Source organism: uncultured Rothia sp. (assembly GCF_963555405.1).
In the GTDB taxonomy this organism is placed as follows: domain Bacteria; phylum Actinomycetota; class Actinomycetes; order Actinomycetales; family Micrococcaceae; genus Rothia.
Genome location: NZ_CAUVVO010000001.1, coordinates 274,502 through 292,080, shown reverse-complemented (window position 1 = coordinate 292,080; position 17,579 = coordinate 274,502). Strand labels below are relative to the sequence as shown.

Here is a 17,579-nt window from a genome sequence, read left to right as displayed (position 1 = left end):
CGCCCCAATGCCGCCATAAATAGAATATTTAATCGTTTTTCTTGCCAGTATAAAAAGAGTGAATATTCTATATTTGAACAATGCTAATTCAACTTGGAAAGCCCTTTGACTAGGTTCTATTCTTGAAGGCATGCATATCACTCCATTCTCTTCCGGACGGGTGACGAATCAGGGTACCCGACTGTCTTCCGGAACGGCGCAGCCTCACGAATCTGAACAGAATTCCTCTTTGACCGCAGGGGAGCAAAAGCGCTCCTCTGTTTTTTCGCGTTTTAAGGCGCCCACCCACTCTCTTGCTCGCATTGGCGCAGCATGTCTTATTGCGGTGTCCGCAATTCTTCCCGCCGGTCAGGTTGCAACCGCAGCTCCTACTTCTCAGAGCTCTAGTGCTACCCCCTACCTGGTAGGTGCGGGTGCGGCGGATATTACCGGTGAGCCCGGTGAGGTCGGCTTCATGGGCTACGGTGAGACCTCCCAGAAGGGGAGCGGTGTGCATACTCGCCAGTATGCGCGCGCTTTCATTGCTGTGGATCGAGCCTCGGGTAAGCGTAACCTCATTGTTGTTCTGGACTCTCTGACCGGTTGGCAGTCTCTGCGTGATGAGTTGGTCAAGCGTATTCGCGCTGAGTTTGGCTCTGCGTACGATGAGTCGAACATTATGATTACCGCGACTCACACTCACGCGACTCCGGGTGGTATTACGCATCAGAGTCTGTACAACATTACGACTCTGGGCTTCCATCAGGACACCTTCAATGCCCAGGTGGACGGTTCGCTGAAGGCAATCCGCCAGGCAACCAGGGATCTGGCTCCTGGTAACCTGACGATTTCTTCTTCGAAGCTGACCGGTGTTGGTGCTAACCGTTCCCGTGAGGCGTTTAATCTGGATTCTCCTGAGCTTCGTTCCAAGTTGCCTGGCGGTACCGATCCGACCAATATGACTCTGCGCTTGGAGCGTAACGGCAAGACTCGTGCGGTGCTGAACTGGTATGCAATTCATCCGACGTCCTTGACCTCGAAGAATACTCTGATTTCGAGTGATAACAAGGGCTATGCGGAGTACCTGCTGGAGACTCAGGACCACGGTGTTGACCGCAATGTTCCCGGTAGTGGCGATGGTTTCGTGGCGGCGTTTGCAAACGCTAATGCTGGTGACGTTTCCCCGAATACTTGGTTGAAGCCCGGCCAGGGGCCAACCAATGACCAGTTCAAGAACGTGAAGATTCAGGGTGAGAAGCAGGCTAACGCCGTGCGTTCTCAGCTCAAGAGCTCGGGTACTCCGGTGGGTAAGGGTCTGGATTCGCGCATTTCGTACTTCAACTTCTCGGGTATGAACGTGGATGCCAAGTACACCGGTAGCGGCCATAATGAGCGCACCTGCCAGGGCTTCCTGGGTACTCCGTTCGGCGCCGGATCCACTGAGGATGGCGGCGGCGGTTGGGCTGTCTATAAGGAAGGCTCGGGTCGCCCCTCTATTCTGGGTACTTTGGTGTTTACTCCGAGTGCGGCGCAGACGCGCTGCCAGCAGCCGAAGGGTATTCTCTTCTCTGCAAAAAATGGAACGATCATTCAGGAAAAGTATCCGGTGCAGATTATGCGCTTCGGTGACTACTACCTGCTGGGTATGCCTGGCGAGTTCACCGGCGCGGTGGGCGTTCAGTACCGCCAGGATGCAGCCAAGCTTTTTGGTGTTCCCGAATCGCACATCATTCTGCAGGGCTACACTAACGCCTACGACCACTATGTGACGACCCCTGAGGAATACGACTCGCAGCAGTACGAAGGCGGCGCGACCCTCTTTGGCCGTTACACCTCCAGTGCGTTCCGTCAGACTATTAACGTAGTGGGTACGTCCCTGAAGAACGGTACCCCTCTGGGTATCGGTGATCGCCCGAATGATCGTCGCCCGGTAGCCAGCCTGCAGGGTAAGGTCGTCTACGACACTCCCATGTTTGGTACGCGCTACGGTCAGGTGACCCAGCAGCCTCAGGATGCTATTGCCGGCCGTCAGGAGGTGTCGGCTCGTTTCGTGGGTGCGCACCCAAATAACAACATGCATCACGACGGTAGCTACTTCGTGATTGAGCGTCGTGTGGGTAATACCTGGAAGTACTACACCGCGGATAACAACCCGGATACCTTCTTTGAATGGAAGCGCATTGGCGTGTCTGCTTCTCAGGTGACGGTGCGTTGGAACGTTCCGGCAAATACCCCTAAGGGCCAGTACCGCATCCGTTACTACGGCAATGCCAAGAAGAACTCGAAGACTATTACCCCGTTTGAGGGGCAGACTCGAGTCTTCCAGGTGGTGTAGTTCGGCAGTCGCTACGGTGAACCTATAACTGAATACTCTCTTGCGGGAGGCGGGTGCGATTCTGCGCTCGCCTCCCGCAGTTGTTGAGGCCGTCAGGAATCGTTGAGACGGTTCTTGGAGGCTTTCTGCTTTAAAGTGCGTCAAGGAGGTGGTGAGGGAGGAGTAAATCCCAACAATGTAATTTAAGTGAGGTAAATCATTGGTTTTAACCCCTTGGGTGGGGCATTAAAGCGAAGAATCCCAGATCTGGCGCTAGATTAAGTGCGATTTAACCTGTATAGTCTTATCCGAAGTACTTGAGCTCGGTGCACAAGGATCCACCCCCGGTGGGTTTACGCGGGATATTTCCCGAGGGCACGGGCATGATGAATCAATGGCAGTATGGATACCGTCCTTTGGCGTTGCTTTTTTGCTGACGCCTAAATGCCATTTTTAGTCATGCCCAAAAACTTTTTCACCTCTGACGGTGAGGAATTTTAGCCCTGAGAACTCGCCGAGATGTCGAGGAACCTATAGAAACCAACCGGATATGCATCCGAGCGTTTCTGATAACCGAGAGCACCCATCCAACGTGATGGGGGCCAGTAAGTTTATACGGGCTTCTCTAACGAGAAACCTGATCAAGCAACGGAGAAAACGTGCCTACTATTCAGCAGCTGGTCCGCAAGGGCCGGACTCCCAAGGTCGTTAAGACCAAGGCGCCCGCACTGAAGGGCAACCCCATGAAGCGTGGCGTGTGCACCCGTGTGTACACCACCACCCCGAAGAAGCCGAACTCGGCACTGCGTAAGGTCGCTCGTGTCAAGCTCAACGGCGGCGTCGAGGTTACCGCATACATCCCCGGTGAGGGTCACAACCTGCAGGAGCACTCGATCGTGCTCGTTCGCGGTGGTCGTGTGAAGGACCTCCCCGGTGTTCGCTACAAGATCGTTCGTGGCGCTCTGGATACCCAGGGTGTTAAGGGTCGCGGCCAGGCTCGCTCCCGCTACGGCGCTAAGAAGGAGAAGAAGTAATGCCTCGTAAGGGTCCCGCTCCCAAGCGTCCCCTCGTAAACGATCCTGTTTACGGTTCTGCTCTGGTCACTCAGCTGATCAACAAGGTTCTGCTGGACGGCAAGAAGTCCGTCGCAGAGCGCATCGTCTACGGCGCCCTCGAGGGTGTCGAGAAGAAGACCGGTTCTGACCCGGTCGCAACCCTGAAGAAGGCTATGGACAACATCAAGCCTTCTCTCGAGGTTCGCTCCCGCCGCGTTGGCGGTGCAACCTACCAGGTTCCGGTTGAGGTTCGCCCCGGCCGTTCCACCGCTCTGGCTCTTCGCTGGCTCGTTGGCTTCTCGAAGCAGCGCCGCGAGAAGACCATGACTGAGCGTCTGATGAACGAGATCCTGGATGCGTCCAACGGTCTCGGTGCCGCTGTGAAGCGTCGCGAGGACACTCACAAGATGGCCGAGTCCAACAAGGCCTTCGCACACTACCGCTGGTAATTCTCCGTTTAGAGCCTGCCGAGTCGATTCGAGTCGGCAGGCTTTCGGAGTATCTCATTTAGGGAGAATAACGTGGCACTTGACGTGTTCACCGACCTTAACAAGGTCCGCAACATCGGTATTATGGCGCACATCGACGCCGGTAAGACCACCACCACTGAGCGCATTCTGTTCTACACCGGTATTAACCACAAGATCGGTGAGACCCACGACGGCGCTTCCACCATGGACTGGATGGCTCAGGAGCAGGAGCGAGGTATTACCATTACCTCCGCAGCAACCACCTGCTTCTGGAAGGACAACCAGATCAACATTATCGACACCCCCGGTCACGTCGACTTCACCGTTGAGGTTGAGCGCTCCCTGCGCGTCCTCGACGGCGCAGTTGCTGTGTTCGACGGCAAGGAAGGTGTTGAGCCCCAGTCTGAGACCGTTTGGCGCCAGGCTGACAAGTACGACGTCCCCCGTATCTGCTTTGTCAACAAGATGGACAAGATGGGTGCTGACTTCTACTTCACCGTTCAGACCATCATCGACCGCCTGGGCGCACGCCCGCTGGTTGTTCAGCTCCCCATCGGCGCTGAGAGCGACTTCCTCGGTGTTGTTGACCTGCTCGAAATGAAGGCATACGTCTGGCCCGGCGACGCCAAGGGTGACGTGACCATGGGTGCCTCCTACGAGGTTCAGGATATCCCCGCTGACCTGGTTGAGAAGGCTGAGCAGTACCGCGCTGAGCTGGTTGAGGCTGTTGCTGAGGCTAGCGAAGAGCTCATGGAGAAGTACCTCGAAGAGGGCGAGCTGTCCATCCCCGAGATCAAGGCTGGTATCCGTCAGCTCGTGATCGCAGGCGAGGCATTCCCCGTTCTCTGTGGTTCTGCATTCAAGAACCGCGGTGTTCAGCCCATGCTGGACGCTGTGATTGAGTACCTGCCCTCCCCGCTGGACGTTCCGGACGTTGTCGGCTCCAACCCCTCCAACGAGGAAGAGAAGCTGACCCGTAAGGCATCCGCTGACGAGCCCTTCGCAGCACTGGCATTCAAGGTTGCAGCTCACCCGTTCTACGGTCAGCTGACCTACACCCGCGTGTACTCCGGTGTTGCAGCTCAGGGCCAGCAGGTTCTGAACTCCACCAAGGGTAAGAAGGAGCGCATCGGTAAGCTCTTCCAGATGCACTCTAACAAGGAGAACCCGGTTGAGGAGATCACCGCAGGTCACATTTACGCTGCGATTGGTCTGAAGGACACCACCACCGGTGACACCCTGTGCGACCCCGCACACCCGATCGTTCTCGAGTCGATGACCTTCCCCGACCCCGTGATCTTCGTGGCTATCGAGCCCAAGACCAAGGGTGACCAGGAGAAGATGTCCACCGCTATCCAGAAGCTTTCCGCTGAGGACCCCACCTTCACCGTTTCGCTGAACGAAGAAACCGGTCAGACCGAAATTGGTGGTATGGGTGAGCTGCACCTGGACATCATCGTTGACCGTATGAAGCGTGAGTTCAAGGTTGAGGCTAACGTTGGTAAGCCTCAGGTTGCTTACCGCGAGACCATCAAGAAGGCAGTCGAGAAGGTCGACTACACCCACAAGAAGCAGACCGGTGGTTCCGGTCAGTTCGCAAAGGTGCAGGTCTCCTTCGAGCCCCTGCCCCTGGATGGCGAAGAGCTGTACCTGTTCGAGGACAAGGTCACCGGTGGCCGCGTTCCTCGCGAGTACATCCCCTCGGTCGACGCTGGTATCCAGGACGCTATGAAGTTCGGTGTCCTCGCTGGCTACCCGATGGTCGGCGTGAAGGCAACCCTGATCGACGGTGCTTACCACGACGTCGACTCCTCCGAAATGGCGTTCAAGATCGCCGGTTCGATGGTCTTCAAGGAAGGCGCTAAGCGCGCTAACCCGGTCCTGCTCGAGCCGCTGATGGACGTTGAGGTTCGTACCCCCGAGGAGTACATGGGCGACGTTATCGGCGACCTGAACTCCCGCCGTGGCCAGGTTCGTTCCATGGAGGACGCATCCGGCGTTAAGATCATCAAGGCTATCGTGCCCCTGACCGAAATGTTCGGTTACATTGGCGACCTGCGTGGTAAGACCCAGGGTCGTGCAGTGTTCTCGATGGCATTCGACAGCTACGGCGAGGTTCCCAAGAACGTCGCTGACGAGATCATCCAGAAGAGCCGCGGCGAGTAATTTTCGCGTCTCACCCGTGGGCCACGGGCTAAAAACCTGTGGCCCACGCCAAAATTTTCAATTAAATCCATTATTGAGAGCATGAACAGTTTCATCTCTGCGGCGTAATCCGCTATTGTAGACGCTAGACCGTTTTATAACGGGATGCGCCGGAGCGAAGATCCGCGTGCATGTTTTCAATCGTTCTAGGAGGAACACTCTTGGCTAAGGCTAAGTTCGAGCGCTCCAAGCCTCACGTTAACGTCGGTACCATTGGTCACGTTGACCACGGTAAGACCACCCTGACCGCAGCAATCTCCAAGGTTCTGGCTGACAAGTACCCGGACCTGAACGAGAAGCGCGACTTCGGTATGATCGACTCCGCTCCCGAGGAGCGCCAGCGCGGTATTACCATTAACATTGCTCACATCGAGTACCAGACCGAGAAGCGCCACTACGCACACGTTGACGCTCCCGGCCACGCTGACTACGTCAAGAACATGATTACCGGTGCGGCTCAGATGGACGGCGCAATCCTCGTGGTTGCAGCTACCGACGGCCCCATGGCACAGACCCGCGAGCACGTTCTGCTCGCTCGCCAGGTTGGCGTCCCCACTCTGCTGGTTGCACTGAACAAGGCAGACATGGTTGACGACGAAGAGCTCCTCGACCTCGTCGAGATGGAGGTCCGTGACCTCCTCTCCTCGCAGGAGTTCGACGGCGACAACGCTCCCGTTGTTCGCGTTTCCGCACTGAAGGCTCTCGAAGGCGACCCCGAGTGGGTTGCTAAGGTCGAGGAGCTCATGGACGCAGTCGACACCTACATTCCGGACCCCGTGCGTGAGAAGGACAAGCCCTTCCTCATGCCCATCGAGGACGTCTTCACCATCACCGGTCGTGGCACCGTTGTTACCGGTCGTGCAGAGCGCGGTACCCTGAAGATCAACTCCGAGGTCGAGATCGTCGGTATCCGCCCGATCCAGAAGACCACCGTTACCGGTATCGAGATGTTCCACAAGCAGCTCGACGAAGCATGGGCAGGCGAGAACTGTGGTCTGCTGCTGCGTGGTCTGAAGCGTGACGATGTTGAGCGTGGTCAGGTTGTCGTGGAGCCGGGCTCCATCACCCCCCACACCGAGTTCGAGGCAAACGTCTACATCCTCTCCAAGGATGAGGGTGGCCGTCACAACCCCTTCTACTCCAACTACCGTCCTCAGTTCTACTTCCGTACTACTGACGTGACCGGCGTTATCACCCTCCCCGAGGGCACCGAGATGGTTATGCCCGGTGACAACACCGAGATGACCGTTACCCTGATCCAGGAAATCGCAATGGAAGAGGGCCTCGGCTTCGCTATCCGTGAGGGTGGCCGCACCGTTGGTTCGGGTCGCGTTACCAAGATCATCAAGTAATTGCCGTAAATTTACGACAATTCGCTAAAGATCTGCCGGAGGGGAGACTCTCCACCAGGTAGCGATACTCAAGGACCCCCGCATCTGCGGGGGTCCTTTTGTTATGCCTTTTTGCGGGTTGCTGAAGGCTCTGGCAAAGGAGAGAACGGCATTATCAGCTGGACTGTACCCAAACCGCTCTAAGCGTTATCAGTTCGTCCTAGTAGCCGCTCAAGGCTTCTGAAGGGGTATGCGTGGCCGATAATGGAGTTTACGGTGAATCTGTAACGGCAGGGAACACCCTCCCCGGCGGCGGTATGACATATCCGTACCCTCTAGCCGTAGATTCTGAACTCCTGGATATGGAAAGAAGCTAGATGTGGAAAGCCCTGGGGCAGGGAGCAGAGGAACGACTGCCTACTCCGTTCAGAGATCTGCTGGTTCGGAGACAGAATCTGGGTCATGCGGACCGGCTTACGGCGGGGGAGCGTCTAAAGACCCTGCAGATAGGAATATAAAATCTTCGGACAAAGAAAAACGGTTCCCAGCCTGAAGGCTGGGAACCGCAATTCGAATGACTGCCCCTCGGAAGGGACATAGGTAATCCTACTACAGAATGCCGTAGGAATAGAAGCTATACGTGCTGATAGCTAGATGTTTTCCTCGTGGCGAGGCTCGTAGCCTTGCTGAGGAGCCGGGGGCTGCTGCATCTGGACATTGCTCTGAGGGTACATACCCGGCTGATTCTGAGACGGCGGGAAGTCCTCAAGCTGCTCAGAACCCTGGTGCGAAGCTACTGCATCCTGCTTGTTCTGTCGAACCAACAGACGCCAGATAACGCCGGCAATGAGCAGAATAGAAATGATTAGCAGGGTCAGCGGGTTCAGACCGTTGAGCAAAATTGCCAGGTCGAGGGTGACTAGCGCAGTTGCGATATAGGTCCAGACTCGGTCGAGCAGCAGAGCGCTCAGGAGAGTCAGGGCAATGCCGAGTACCAGCACCACGATATCCGGACCGTCAGCGGGAACTGCCCACGTTACCAGGGTGAGGAACACCTGCAGGCCCAAAGCCCAGTACAGAGGAGAATCCGATACCTGCGTATCTACAGGCCTCTTTGCGATGAAGTTCTTGAGGACCTTGGCTGCCACAACAGCCAGCATAATCAGGAGAGCAACCTCAAGAATGACGCTCAGAGGATTGGACTTCGAGTAATCAATGACCAGACGGGCGATGAAGAGGCTGAACGCCGTGGTGCAGACGATAGGCAGGTTCTTCGCCTTGGTGACAGATACGAAGGACAGAGCACCCAGACCCCAGAGAAGTGCGTTGAGTTCTACCTGCCTGGGCTCAAAAACCAGCCCAACGAAAGTGTAGAATCCCAGCACCGCAAGAGCGGGAATCATCAGCAGCGTATTGACCGGTGCATAGATACCCTGGCTCAGGGGACGGCGAGACATGAAACGCGCGTAGGGGGCACCCAGCGGGCCGTGCATCGGCAAATCAACCATCGTATTACCGACCGGGACAGCGATGCGAGGACGAACATTTGCGCTCACACCGAAGACCTCAACCGGGAGTGTGACCTTCAGAACGAACAGGATGATGACGGCAATCAGAGCGTAGTAGCCCAGAAGAGTCATCTCCATTGTGCTTTCCCTCGTGTTGAAGAGATTCCACAGAGCACCGATGCAGAAAGTCGTGATGCTGATGGAGGCACCAATCTGCATGCGGGAGACCCTGAAGATGAGGGCAAGCACCCATACAGCGATGAAGATGGCAGGAGTTGCTACTGCGAACAGCAGATCATCGAAGTCGCCAATGAAACGGCCTGCGCTCAGGACAGAACCGAGCGTGAAGAAAATCGCCGCCGCGTATGCTTCGTAGTTTCGCTTGGAGTACGCGTAGAGTAGTACGCTGCACAGCGCCTGAACCGCCAGCAGGGCAAGTACGAGGAAGTCTACGAGCGATTCCTTCATATTGCCGGTGATCGCGAGCAGAATGACCGACCAGCAGATGGGGAATCGCGCAACGGTGAGTAGCTCCGAACGAATCGAAGAGCCAACCGGCATAAAGAAACCAAGCGCACCATAAACGACGGTCAGGAGCGCCGGCAGCGCTACAGCAATGTACTCCTTCTGCAAGTCGTACAGCAGGTAGTGTCGCGAGCCAATCGTCGCGATAAGCAGAGTCGCGTAGAACGCGATACGGACAAACATGACAAGCGTGGAGCGGAAGGATCCAACATCCGAAAGTCGCAACGCGCGGGCCAGAATAAGAGCGCTCAGCACGCTCAAGAAGAGGACGGCACCCGAGAAGAGAGGGAAACCAACCCAGAATCGGTCATGTGCTCCGCCATCAGCATGGTTAGCTACGTACCCAACGAAGAGAGCAAAAACGCCCAAGAAGAGGTAGACCGACATCTCTACAAGACGGTAGCTTGCGTTCTGCGCTGCAACGCCCTGAGAGAGGACAAAAGTCAGTAACGCAATAGCGGCGCAGACCAACGCAAACATCAAAAGTGACTCAGAAGTCTGCATCTCAGGAATGAGAGCGAGGAAGAGCTGAATCATGCCGATGGCATAACCGATGTTGCTCAGTACTGCTCCAGCAGTACGTGCCTCGGGAGCCTTAGCAGTGACCAGATAGATGACTACAGCCGCGGCAAAGAAGAGGTAGAACGTTCCCTGGTTGCCAGGGGAAGCATACATGCCAATGACCGGGATGAGCGCTACAAAACTCATGAGCACCAGAGGCTGAATTGCCTTGCGGTACAGCAAGAAGCTCACGACGCAGAGAACACCGATAACCCAGGGGGCGGGGAAGATACCTTGATTGCCTTCTGCGTAGGGAAGGAAGGCGCTCCAGCGCGTTGCGTACATAACGCTATCAGCGCCATGAGCAGTGTAGAAGGCATCAAGGAGAGCAAAGAAGGAGAAGAATACGCCGACGCATGCATCGATGGCAGGCAACCACTCCATCTTGCGAGCGGGTTGGTGAATAGATTCCTTCGCCCAGGGGATAGCCGGGGTGCTTTGCACCTGCTCGAGCTGTTCATCGGCAGCAGGAGCAGAACCAGCAATAGTCTTCTGCAGACGAGGAATAAATACGTACGCAGAAATCAGGTTAACAACCAGGACCGAGACGAAGAAGAAGCTGGGGAACCACGGGCCGTGATCCGAGTCCATGATGAAGGAGAGAATCGACGCAATCGGGTAGATACGTGCCTGGGCGTAGTAATCCGCCGTGCCGTTCAGCCAGGTGAACAGAATGGCGTGCACAGACATAACCGCAAAGGCAATACCCGCATCCGTGTAGCTCAGATCGTTGGTAAAGAAGAAAATGGCGACGGCAGTAGCCGGGACGAAAATACGGGAAGAATCAACAAGACCTTCGCGGATACCCTTCGGGGCAGCATTCGGGGCAAAGTGCAGAATCAAACCCAGAACAGTGGCAACGGCAGTCAGAGAAACGAAATACCAAACGAAAGGCAGAGCCGCCACCTTCGTAGCTGCCAACGAGTCCGAAACGATGAACGAAATCAGCAGGTACGCCATCACACGGTTACGCATGAGGGCGCAGGCTCCAACAATGGCTGCAGTGCCAACCAGAGACGTGAGGAGCCAGATGTAGCGTCCTTCAGTCCAAATCTTGAGGACATAGACAGCAACGCCGGTCAGAGGAATAAACGCAAGACCCGTTGCCGCAAAAGAATAGGAGGCAATACGCAGGCGCTCCACGAAGCGGTAGGTGAGCAGACCGGCTCCGTAGAAGACAATTGCTCCAAGTGCCATTGCGAGGACACGGAAGATAGCCGTTTCATCCTGAGAAGAAGTCACCGAGGTGACAAAAAGGCCCGCAGCACCAATGAGCAGGAGCGAACCAATGTACAGAACAATATTGAGGAAGATATCCTCATTGACCCGGCGTCGCTGCGCAGGAGGCTGAGGATACGGACTCGATAGGGATGGGGGAACGTACAGTCCGAGACCTTGCGGCTGAACATGCTGAGGGCTCAGAGACGAAGAGTGAGAGCTAGAGGATGCCTGATGAGGTTGTGTCGGCTGAGACATGGTTTCTCCTTAGGCTGTAGTGATACTTCTACGATACGAGAGTCTTTAGGCCTAAAAGCTTTATTAAGAGCAATAAAGCGCATGGAACTTACTGAAAGTAGATTGAAAGCTCCCTGAGAGTTACATCGCGGGAGTATCCTCAGGTTGACAGAGGCAGTTAAGTGTTCTTAAGCACTTAACTTGTGTTCGTATTGCATCAGGGCTCTATCTCTGAGAGAATTGACGACGTTGTCAAAGCGTCTACCTGCACTAAAGGTAGGCCCACGTATGACCCGGTCCGAAGGATGACGGGACGAGTTTGTCTAGAAAATAGGCGACACGCCCGAGTTCGGGGGTCGGTACTCAGGCGGGGTGAGGAACCCGGCAAAGCCGGATTCAGTCCGTTCTGAGTGGCGCACGTGATGAATATATCGCGTTCCTTAAGCGCTATAACAAAGGGGCAAAAGCTCCGATACAGGGAATACATCAAGAAAGAGAGTCCGACAGATGGCGGGACAGAAAATCCGCATCCGTCTGAAGTCCTATGACCACGAGGTCATCGATTCTTCGGCACGGAAAATCGTCGAAACGGTCAAGGGCGCAGGCGCAACTGTAGTTGGCCCCGTGCCGCTGCCGACCGAGAAGAACGTCTACTGTGTTATTCGTTCTCCCCACAAGTACAAGGACAGCCGCGAGCACTTCGAGATGCGTACGCACAAGCGTCTGATCGACGTTGTTGATCCGACCCCCAAGGCTGTTGATGCCCTCATGCGTCTCGACCTGCCGGCAGACGTAAACATCGAGATCAAGCTGTAGAGGATCGCATCTAATGACTAACAAATTCGAGCGCCAGGTGAAGGGCCTGCTGGGCACCAAGCTCGGCATGACCCAGGTCTGGGACGAGGACGGCAAGTTCGTGCCCGTCACCGTCGTCAAGGCTGATTCTAACGTTGTTACCCAGATCCGTAACCAGGAAACTGACGGCTACGAAGCTGTTCAGATCGGTTTCGGTGCAATCGACTCTCGCAAGGTTACCAAGCCCCTGGCTGGTCACTTCGAGAAGGCCGGTGTTACCCCCCGTCGCCACATCGTCGAGCTGCGTACCGCAGATGCTTCTGAGTATTCCCTCGGTCAGGAACTGACCGTTGAGCTCTTCGAAGCAGGCCAGAAGGTCGACGTCGTTGGTAAGACCAAGGGTAAGGGCTTCGCAGGTGTTATGAAGCGTCACGGCTTCAAGGGTGTTGGCGCGTCTCACGGTCAGCACAAGAACCACCGTAAGCCCGGTTCCATCGGTGGCGCATCCTACCCCGCACGCGTGTTCAAGGGTATGCGCATGGCTGGCCGTATGGGCGCAGCACGTCACACTACCTTGAACCTGACTATCCAGGGTGTGGACGCAGAGAACAATGTCCTGCTGATCAAGGGCGCAATCCCCGGTCCCAAGGGCGGCGTTGTTCTGGTTCGTACCGCTGTGAAGGGAGCCTAATACATCATGGCTGTTAAGACCCTTAAGGTAGACCTGCCCGCAGAGATTTTCGACGCGCAGGCATCCGTGCCCCTGCTGCACCAGGTTGTCGTTGCACAGCTCGCTGCTGCACGCCAGGGCACCCACAAGACCAAGAACCGCGGCGAGGTTTCCGGTGCAGGCCGTAAGCCCTTCAAGCAGAAGGGTACCGGTAACGCACGTCAGGGCTCCATCCGTGCACCGCACATGACCGGCGGTGGCGTTGTTCACGGTCCGACCCCGCGTAACTACGCACAGCGCACCCCCAAGAAGATGATTGCCGCTGCACTGCGCGGTGCTCTCTCCGATCGCGCTCGTCACGACCGCGTCCACGTTGTCGAGAACTTCATCTCCGGTGAGACTCCCTCGACCAAGGCTGCAAAGGCTGCATTCGCAGCTATCACCGAGCGCAAGAACGTCCTTCTTGTGATTGCTCGTGCAGAGGACGTTGTGGCTCTGTCCGCACGTAACCTGGAGAACGTCCACGTTCTGTACGCAGACCAGCTCAACACCTACGATGTGCTGGTTTCGGACGACGTGGTCTTCACCAAGGCAGCATTCGACGCATTCGTTGCTGCAGCTCAGAAGAAGGAGGGCGCTAAGTAATGAGCGTTTCCACCAAGTCTGTATACGACGTGATCATCGCTCCCGTCGTTTCCGAGAAGAGCTACGGTCAGCTCGACGAAGGTAAGTACACCTTCGAGGTCGCTACCGATTCCAACAAGCTGGAAATCAAGCAGGCCATCGAGAAGATCTTTGACGTCAAGGTTGCTTCCGTCAACACCATCAACCGTCAGGGCAAGCGCAAGCGCACCCGTTTCGGTTGGGGCGCTCGCAAGAACACCAAGCGTGCGATTGTGACCCTCAAGGAAGGCACCATCGACATCTTCGGCGGTCCGCAGGCATAAGCCCCGCGGAGACCACTTTAACGAAGGAAGAAATATCTAAATGGGTATTCGTAAGTACAAGCCGACGACCCCGGGTCGCCGCGGTTCGAGCGTTGCTGATTTCTCCGAGATCACCCGCTCCACCCCGGAAAAGTCCCTGCTTCGTCCGCTTCACAAGACCGGCGGCCGTAACAACACCGGTCGCATCACCACCCGTCACAAGGGTGGCGGCCACAAGCGCCAGTACCGTCTGATCGACTTCCGTCGTCACGACAAGGACGGCGTTAACGCACGCGTTGCACACATCGAGTACGATCCCAACCGTACCGCTCGCATCGCGCTGCTGCACTACTTCGATGGTTCCAAGCGCTACATCATCGCTCCGAACAAGCTCGCTCAGGGCGACATCGTCGAGTCCGGCCCCGCAGCTGACATCAAGCCCGGTAACAACCTGCCCCTGCGCAACATCCCCGTTGGTACCGTGATTCACTGTGTCGAGCTCCGCCCCGGTGGCGGCGCAAAGCTGGCTCGTTCCGCAGGTGCTTCTGTACAGCTGGTTGCTAAGGAAGGCAAGTACGGTCAGCTCCGTCTGCCCTCCGGCGAAATCCGCAACGTGGATGTTCGCTGCCGCGCAACCGTTGGTGAGGTCGGCAACGCTGAGCAGTCCAACATCAACTGGGGTAAGGCTGGCCGTAACCGCTGGAAGGGCATCCGCCCGACCGTCCGTGGTGTGGTCATGAACCCGGTTGACCACCCGCACGGTGGTGGTGAAGGTAAGACCTCCGGTGGTCGTCACCCGGTTAACCCCAACGGTAAGCCCGAGGGTCGTACCCGCCGTCCCAACAAGGAAAGCGACAAGCTCATCGTTCGTCGCCGTCGTACTGGCAAGAAGCGCTAAGGAGCCTGAAACATGCCTCGTAGTTTGAAGAAGGGCCCTTTCGTTGATCAGCACCTCTACCTGAAGGTTGCAGCTCAGAACGAGAAGGGCACCAAGAACGTAATCAAGACTTGGTCGCGTCGCTCGATGATTATCCCCGACATGCTCGGTCACACCATCGCAGTGTACGACGGTCGCAAGCACGTGCCGGTGTTCATCACCGAGTCGATGGTTGGTCACAAGCTCGGTGAGTTTGCTCCGACCCGCACTTTCCGCAGCCACGTGAAGGACGACCGTAAGGGCAAGCGTCGCTAATCGGTTCACACCGATAAGCTAACGTTTCCCTTTCGGCAATAGACGAAAGAGAGATAGGCAATGGAAGCCAAGGCATCAGCGCGTTTCGTTCGCGTTACGCCTATGAAGGCCCGCCGTGTCGTCAACCTGATCCGTGGTAAGCAGGCGGAAGAGGCTCTGGCGATTCTGAAGTTCGCCCCCCAGGCAGCTTCGGAACCGGTATACAAGATCGTTGCTTCGGCAGTAGCTAACGCTCGTCAGAAGGCAACCCAGCAGGGTCTGCCCTTCCGCGAGGAAGAGCTGTTCATCAGCGAAGCATTCGTGAACGAGGGCCCGACCATGAAGCGCATTCAGCCCCGCGCTCAGGGTCGCGCATACCGAATCAACAAGCGCACCAGCCACATCACCGTGGTAGTTGCTACCCCGGAGAAGGAGGAGGACCGCTAAATGGGTCAGAAAATTCACCCGAACGGTTTCCGACTGGGCATCACCACTGACCACGTCTCCAAGTGGTTCGCTGATTCCAACAAGCCCGGCGAGCGTTACGCTGACTTCGTCCGCGAGGACGTAAAGATCCGCGAGCTGCTGGCAAAGAACCTGGATCGCGCAGGCGTTGCAAAGGTCGAGATCGAGCGTACCCGTGACCGCGTGCGTGTGGACATCCACACCGCTCGTCCCGGTATCGTGATTGGCCGCCGTGGCGCAGAAGCAGACCGCATCCGCGGCGAGCTCGAGAAGCTCACCAACAAGCAGATTCAGCTGAACATCCTCGAGGTTGCTAACCCCGACCTCTCCGCTCAGCTGGTTGCACAGAGCATCGCAGAGCAGCTCGCATCGCGTGTTGCATTCCGCCGTGCAATGAAGAAGGCAATCCAGTCCGCACAGCGTGCAGGCGCAAAGGGTATCCGTATCCAGTGCTCCGGCCGTCTGGGTGGCGCTGAAATGTCCCGTTCCGAGTTCTACCGCGAAGGCCGTGTGCCCCTGCACACCCTGCGTGCGAACATCGACTACGGCTTCTTCGAGGCTAAGACCACCTTCGGTCGCATCGGCGTGAAGGTCTGGATCTACAAGGGCGACCTGACCGACAAGGAGCTGGCAGCTCAGCAGGCAGCAAACAACCGCCGTGGCAACCGCCGCGATGGTGACCGCCGCCGCCAGGGCAACCGTGGTCCTCGTCGCGAGCGCCGCAACGAGAACGCTTCGGCAAAGGTCGAGGCCAAGACTGCAGAGAACGGTGAGGCATAAATGCTTATTCCCCGTCGAGTAAAGTACCGCAAGCAGCACCACCCCAAGCGTAATGGTCTCGCAAAGGGCGGCACCGAGGTTAGCTTCGGTGAGTGGGGCATTCAGGCCCTGTCGCCCGCATACGTGACCAACCGCCAGATTGAGGCTGCACGTATCGCAATGACCCGTCACATCAAGCGTGGCGGTAAGGTCTGGATTAACATTTATCCCGACCGTCCGCTGACCAAGAAGCCCGCTGAAACCCGTATGGGTTCCGGTAAGGGTTCGCCCGAGTGGTGGGTCGCAAATGTCAAGCCGGGTCGAGTCATGTTTGAACTCTCCGGTGTGTCCGAAGAAGTGGCTCGCGAGGCAATGCGCCTGGCAATCCACAAGCTCCCGATGAAGGCACGTGTTGTGCGTCGCCGCGAAGGTGGTGAATAAGCGAGATGGCAGTAGGATCCAAGGACCTGAGCATCGATAAGCTCGCAGAGCTCTCCAACGAAGAGCTGGCTGCAAAGCTGAGCGAAGCGAAGAAGGAACTCTTCAACATCCGCTTCCAGGAAGTCACCGGTCAGGCTAACGCAGGTCGTCGCCGCACTATCAAGCGCGACATCGCACGTATCTACACCGTGCTGCGTGAGCGCGAGCTCGGTATTCGTCCCGCAACTGAAGGTGAGTCCAAGTGAGTGAAGTAAAGAACGAAGAGCGCGGCTACCGCAAGACCCGCCGCGGCTACGTTGTCTCCGACAAGATGGACAAGACCGTTGTCGTCGAGGTCGAGGACCACGTGAAGCACGCACTGTACGGCAAGGTCGTTCGCCGTAGCTCCAAGATCAAGGCACACGACGAGCAGAACACTGCTGGTATCGGTGACCTCGTTCTGATTGCAGAGACCCGTCCGCTGTCCGCTTCCAAGCGCTGGCGTATCGTGGAGATCATCGAGAAGGCTAAGTAAGCCCTCTAATGACTCTCTGCTAGAGCAATAAAAGGAGCCCTCTCCTACCTAGGTAGGAGAGGGCTCCTTTGCGTTTAACCTTTATTCGGGAGAACTCAGCGGGAAGTTCTGTGAGCTGCAGAATCAACGATAGAAGTCATGAAATGCCGAATAAATATTTGTTATAAAACTTTTGAAGATGTCATACAGAAAAGTGGTTACTTTTACCGGACAGGGCTATCAAAGAGCCACGTAGCTTGAGCTGGAGGAAGAAATCCCCTTGTGGAGCGGGTATACGGGGCTTTAGGGAGGATAGCAACGGTGGCTAAAAGAGTCGTGAGAAGCGTGGGCGCTGATAAAAGCTGCTTGAAAATAACCTAGTGAGGCACTTATTATCAACTTTATAGTTGCTTAGTCTAGCCTTGCCTAATCATTAGGGGGTTAGCTATGCATCTT

The 17,579-nt window shown here is 56.3% G+C and carries 17 protein-coding genes; 16 read left to right on the top strand and 1 reads right to left on the bottom strand.

Going from position 1 to position 17,579, the window contains the following annotated elements; all coding sequences use genetic code 11:
• Window positions 1-325 precede the first annotated feature (325 nt).
• From RWL87_RS01205 to tuf, 5 genes are all read left to right on the top strand, one after another.
• Window positions 326-2,314, top strand: a complete 1,989-nt coding sequence (locus RWL87_RS01205) for a neutral/alkaline non-lysosomal ceramidase N-terminal domain-containing protein (protein ID WP_313968620.1) — start codon at window positions 326-328, stop codon at window positions 2,312-2,314.
• Window positions 2,315-2,952: 638 nt separating this feature from the next.
• Entirely contained in the window at window positions 2,953-3,327 is a 375-nt protein-coding gene (gene rpsL / locus RWL87_RS01200; protein WP_005504939.1) for a 30S ribosomal protein S12, read from the top strand.
• On the top strand, window positions 3,327-3,797 hold the full coding sequence (rpsG, locus tag RWL87_RS01195) for a 30S ribosomal protein S7 (RefSeq protein ID WP_005504941.1): 471 nt from the start codon (window positions 3,327-3,329) through the stop codon (window positions 3,795-3,797). The genes rpsL and rpsG overlap by 1 nt, the downstream gene beginning before the upstream one ends.
• Before the next feature lie 72 nt (window positions 3,798-3,869).
• Window positions 3,870-5,984 carry an elongation factor G gene (gene fusA, locus RWL87_RS01190; RefSeq protein ID WP_070737711.1) on the top strand — a complete coding sequence of 705 codons (2,115 nt, stop codon included), beginning with the start codon at window positions 3,870-3,872 and terminating at the stop codon, window positions 5,982-5,984.
• Between the two features lie 200 nt (window positions 5,985-6,184).
• Entirely contained in the window at window positions 6,185-7,375 is a 1,191-nt protein-coding gene (gene tuf / locus RWL87_RS01185; protein ID WP_005504946.1) for an elongation factor Tu, read from the top strand.
• Between the two features lie 629 nt (window positions 7,376-8,004).
• Here the strand turns inward: tuf and RWL87_RS01180 are convergent.
• Window positions 8,005-11,424, bottom strand: coding sequence for a Fe2+/Zn2+ uptake regulation protein (locus RWL87_RS01180; protein WP_313968619.1), 3,420 nt, complete (start codon window positions 11,422-11,424; stop codon window positions 8,005-8,007).
• Window positions 11,425-11,910: 486 nt separating this feature from the next.
• Here RWL87_RS01180 and rpsJ point away from each other — a divergent pair, with 486 nt between their 5' ends.
• Genes rpsJ through rpsQ form a run of 11 tightly spaced genes read left to right on the top strand, consistent with a single transcriptional unit; the run spans window position 11,911 to window position 17,144 of the window.
• On the top strand, window positions 11,911-12,219 hold the full coding sequence (rpsJ, locus tag RWL87_RS01175) for a 30S ribosomal protein S10 (RefSeq protein WP_004005287.1): 309 nt from the start codon (window positions 11,911-11,913) through the stop codon (window positions 12,217-12,219).
• Window positions 12,220-12,232: 13 nt separating this feature from the next.
• The gene (rplC, locus tag RWL87_RS01170; protein WP_005504955.1) at window positions 12,233-12,889 is read left to right on the top strand and encodes a 50S ribosomal protein L3; all 657 of its coding nucleotides are present in this window, start codon (window positions 12,233-12,235) and stop codon (window positions 12,887-12,889) included.
• 6 nt (window positions 12,890-12,895) lie between these two features.
• Window positions 12,896-13,513, top strand: a complete 618-nt coding sequence (rplD, locus tag RWL87_RS01165) for a 50S ribosomal protein L4 (RefSeq protein ID WP_313968618.1) — start codon at window positions 12,896-12,898, stop codon at window positions 13,511-13,513.
• On the top strand, window positions 13,513-13,815 hold the full coding sequence (gene rplW, locus RWL87_RS01160) for a 50S ribosomal protein L23 (RefSeq protein ID WP_005504959.1): 303 nt from the start codon (window positions 13,513-13,515) through the stop codon (window positions 13,813-13,815). Before rplD ends, rplW begins: the two co-directional genes overlap by 1 nt.
• A 40-nt stretch (window positions 13,816-13,855) precedes the next feature.
• Window positions 13,856-14,692, top strand: coding sequence for a 50S ribosomal protein L2 (gene rplB / locus RWL87_RS01155; protein WP_005504961.1), 837 nt, complete (start codon window positions 13,856-13,858; stop codon window positions 14,690-14,692).
• 12 nt (window positions 14,693-14,704) lie between these two features.
• Window positions 14,705-14,986 (top strand): 30S ribosomal protein S19, encoded by a 282-nt coding sequence (gene rpsS, locus RWL87_RS01150; protein WP_004005282.1) that lies wholly within the window; start codon window positions 14,705-14,707, stop codon window positions 14,984-14,986.
• Window positions 14,987-15,046: 60 nt separating this feature from the next.
• Entirely contained in the window at window positions 15,047-15,412 is a 366-nt protein-coding gene (gene rplV / locus RWL87_RS01145) for a 50S ribosomal protein L22 (RefSeq protein WP_005504964.1), read from the top strand.
• Window positions 15,413-16,210, top strand: a complete 798-nt coding sequence (gene rpsC, locus RWL87_RS01140; RefSeq protein ID WP_005504966.1) for a 30S ribosomal protein S3 — start codon at window positions 15,413-15,415, stop codon at window positions 16,208-16,210. It abuts the gene before it with no gap.
• Window positions 16,211-16,630 (top strand): 50S ribosomal protein L16, encoded by a 420-nt coding sequence (gene rplP, locus RWL87_RS01135; RefSeq protein ID WP_044150210.1) that lies wholly within the window; start codon window positions 16,211-16,213, stop codon window positions 16,628-16,630. It begins immediately after the preceding gene.
• A 5-nt stretch (window positions 16,631-16,635) separates the two neighbouring features.
• Window positions 16,636-16,875 (top strand): 50S ribosomal protein L29, encoded by a 240-nt coding sequence (gene rpmC, locus RWL87_RS01130; protein ID WP_005504969.1) that lies wholly within the window; start codon window positions 16,636-16,638, stop codon window positions 16,873-16,875.
• Window positions 16,872-17,144 carry a 30S ribosomal protein S17 gene (rpsQ, locus tag RWL87_RS01125; protein ID WP_012903053.1) on the top strand — a complete coding sequence of 91 codons (273 nt, stop codon included), beginning with the start codon at window positions 16,872-16,874 and terminating at the stop codon, window positions 17,142-17,144. Before rpmC ends, rpsQ begins: the two co-directional genes overlap by 4 nt.
• The last annotated feature ends 435 nt before the right edge of the window (window positions 17,145-17,579 follow it).

Excerpts from the sequence above, each read along its gene's own strand:
- rpsG (WP_005504941.1), top strand. The coding sequence starts at position 3,327 with ATGCCTCGTAAGGGTCCCGCTCCCAAGCGTCCCCTCGTAAACGATCCT.
- RWL87_RS01180 (WP_313968619.1), bottom strand. The coding sequence starts at position 11,424 with ATGTCTCAGCCGACACAACCTCATCAGGCATCCTCTAGCTCTCACTCT.
- rpsJ (WP_004005287.1), top strand. The coding sequence starts at position 11,911 with ATGGCGGGACAGAAAATCCGCATCCGTCTGAAGTCCTATGACCACGAG.
- rplC (WP_005504955.1), top strand. The coding sequence starts at position 12,233 with ATGACTAACAAATTCGAGCGCCAGGTGAAGGGCCTGCTGGGCACCAAG.
- rplD (WP_313968618.1), top strand. The coding sequence starts at position 12,896 with ATGGCTGTTAAGACCCTTAAGGTAGACCTGCCCGCAGAGATTTTCGAC.
- rplW (WP_005504959.1), top strand. The coding sequence starts at position 13,513 with ATGAGCGTTTCCACCAAGTCTGTATACGACGTGATCATCGCTCCCGTC.
- rplB (WP_005504961.1), top strand. The coding sequence starts at position 13,856 with ATGGGTATTCGTAAGTACAAGCCGACGACCCCGGGTCGCCGCGGTTCG.
- rpsS (WP_004005282.1), top strand. The coding sequence starts at position 14,705 with ATGCCTCGTAGTTTGAAGAAGGGCCCTTTCGTTGATCAGCACCTCTAC.
- rplV (WP_005504964.1), top strand. The coding sequence starts at position 15,047 with ATGGAAGCCAAGGCATCAGCGCGTTTCGTTCGCGTTACGCCTATGAAG.
- rpsC (WP_005504966.1), top strand. The coding sequence starts at position 15,413 with ATGGGTCAGAAAATTCACCCGAACGGTTTCCGACTGGGCATCACCACT.
- rplP (WP_044150210.1), top strand. The coding sequence starts at position 16,211 with ATGCTTATTCCCCGTCGAGTAAAGTACCGCAAGCAGCACCACCCCAAG.
- rpmC (WP_005504969.1), top strand. The coding sequence starts at position 16,636 with ATGGCAGTAGGATCCAAGGACCTGAGCATCGATAAGCTCGCAGAGCTC.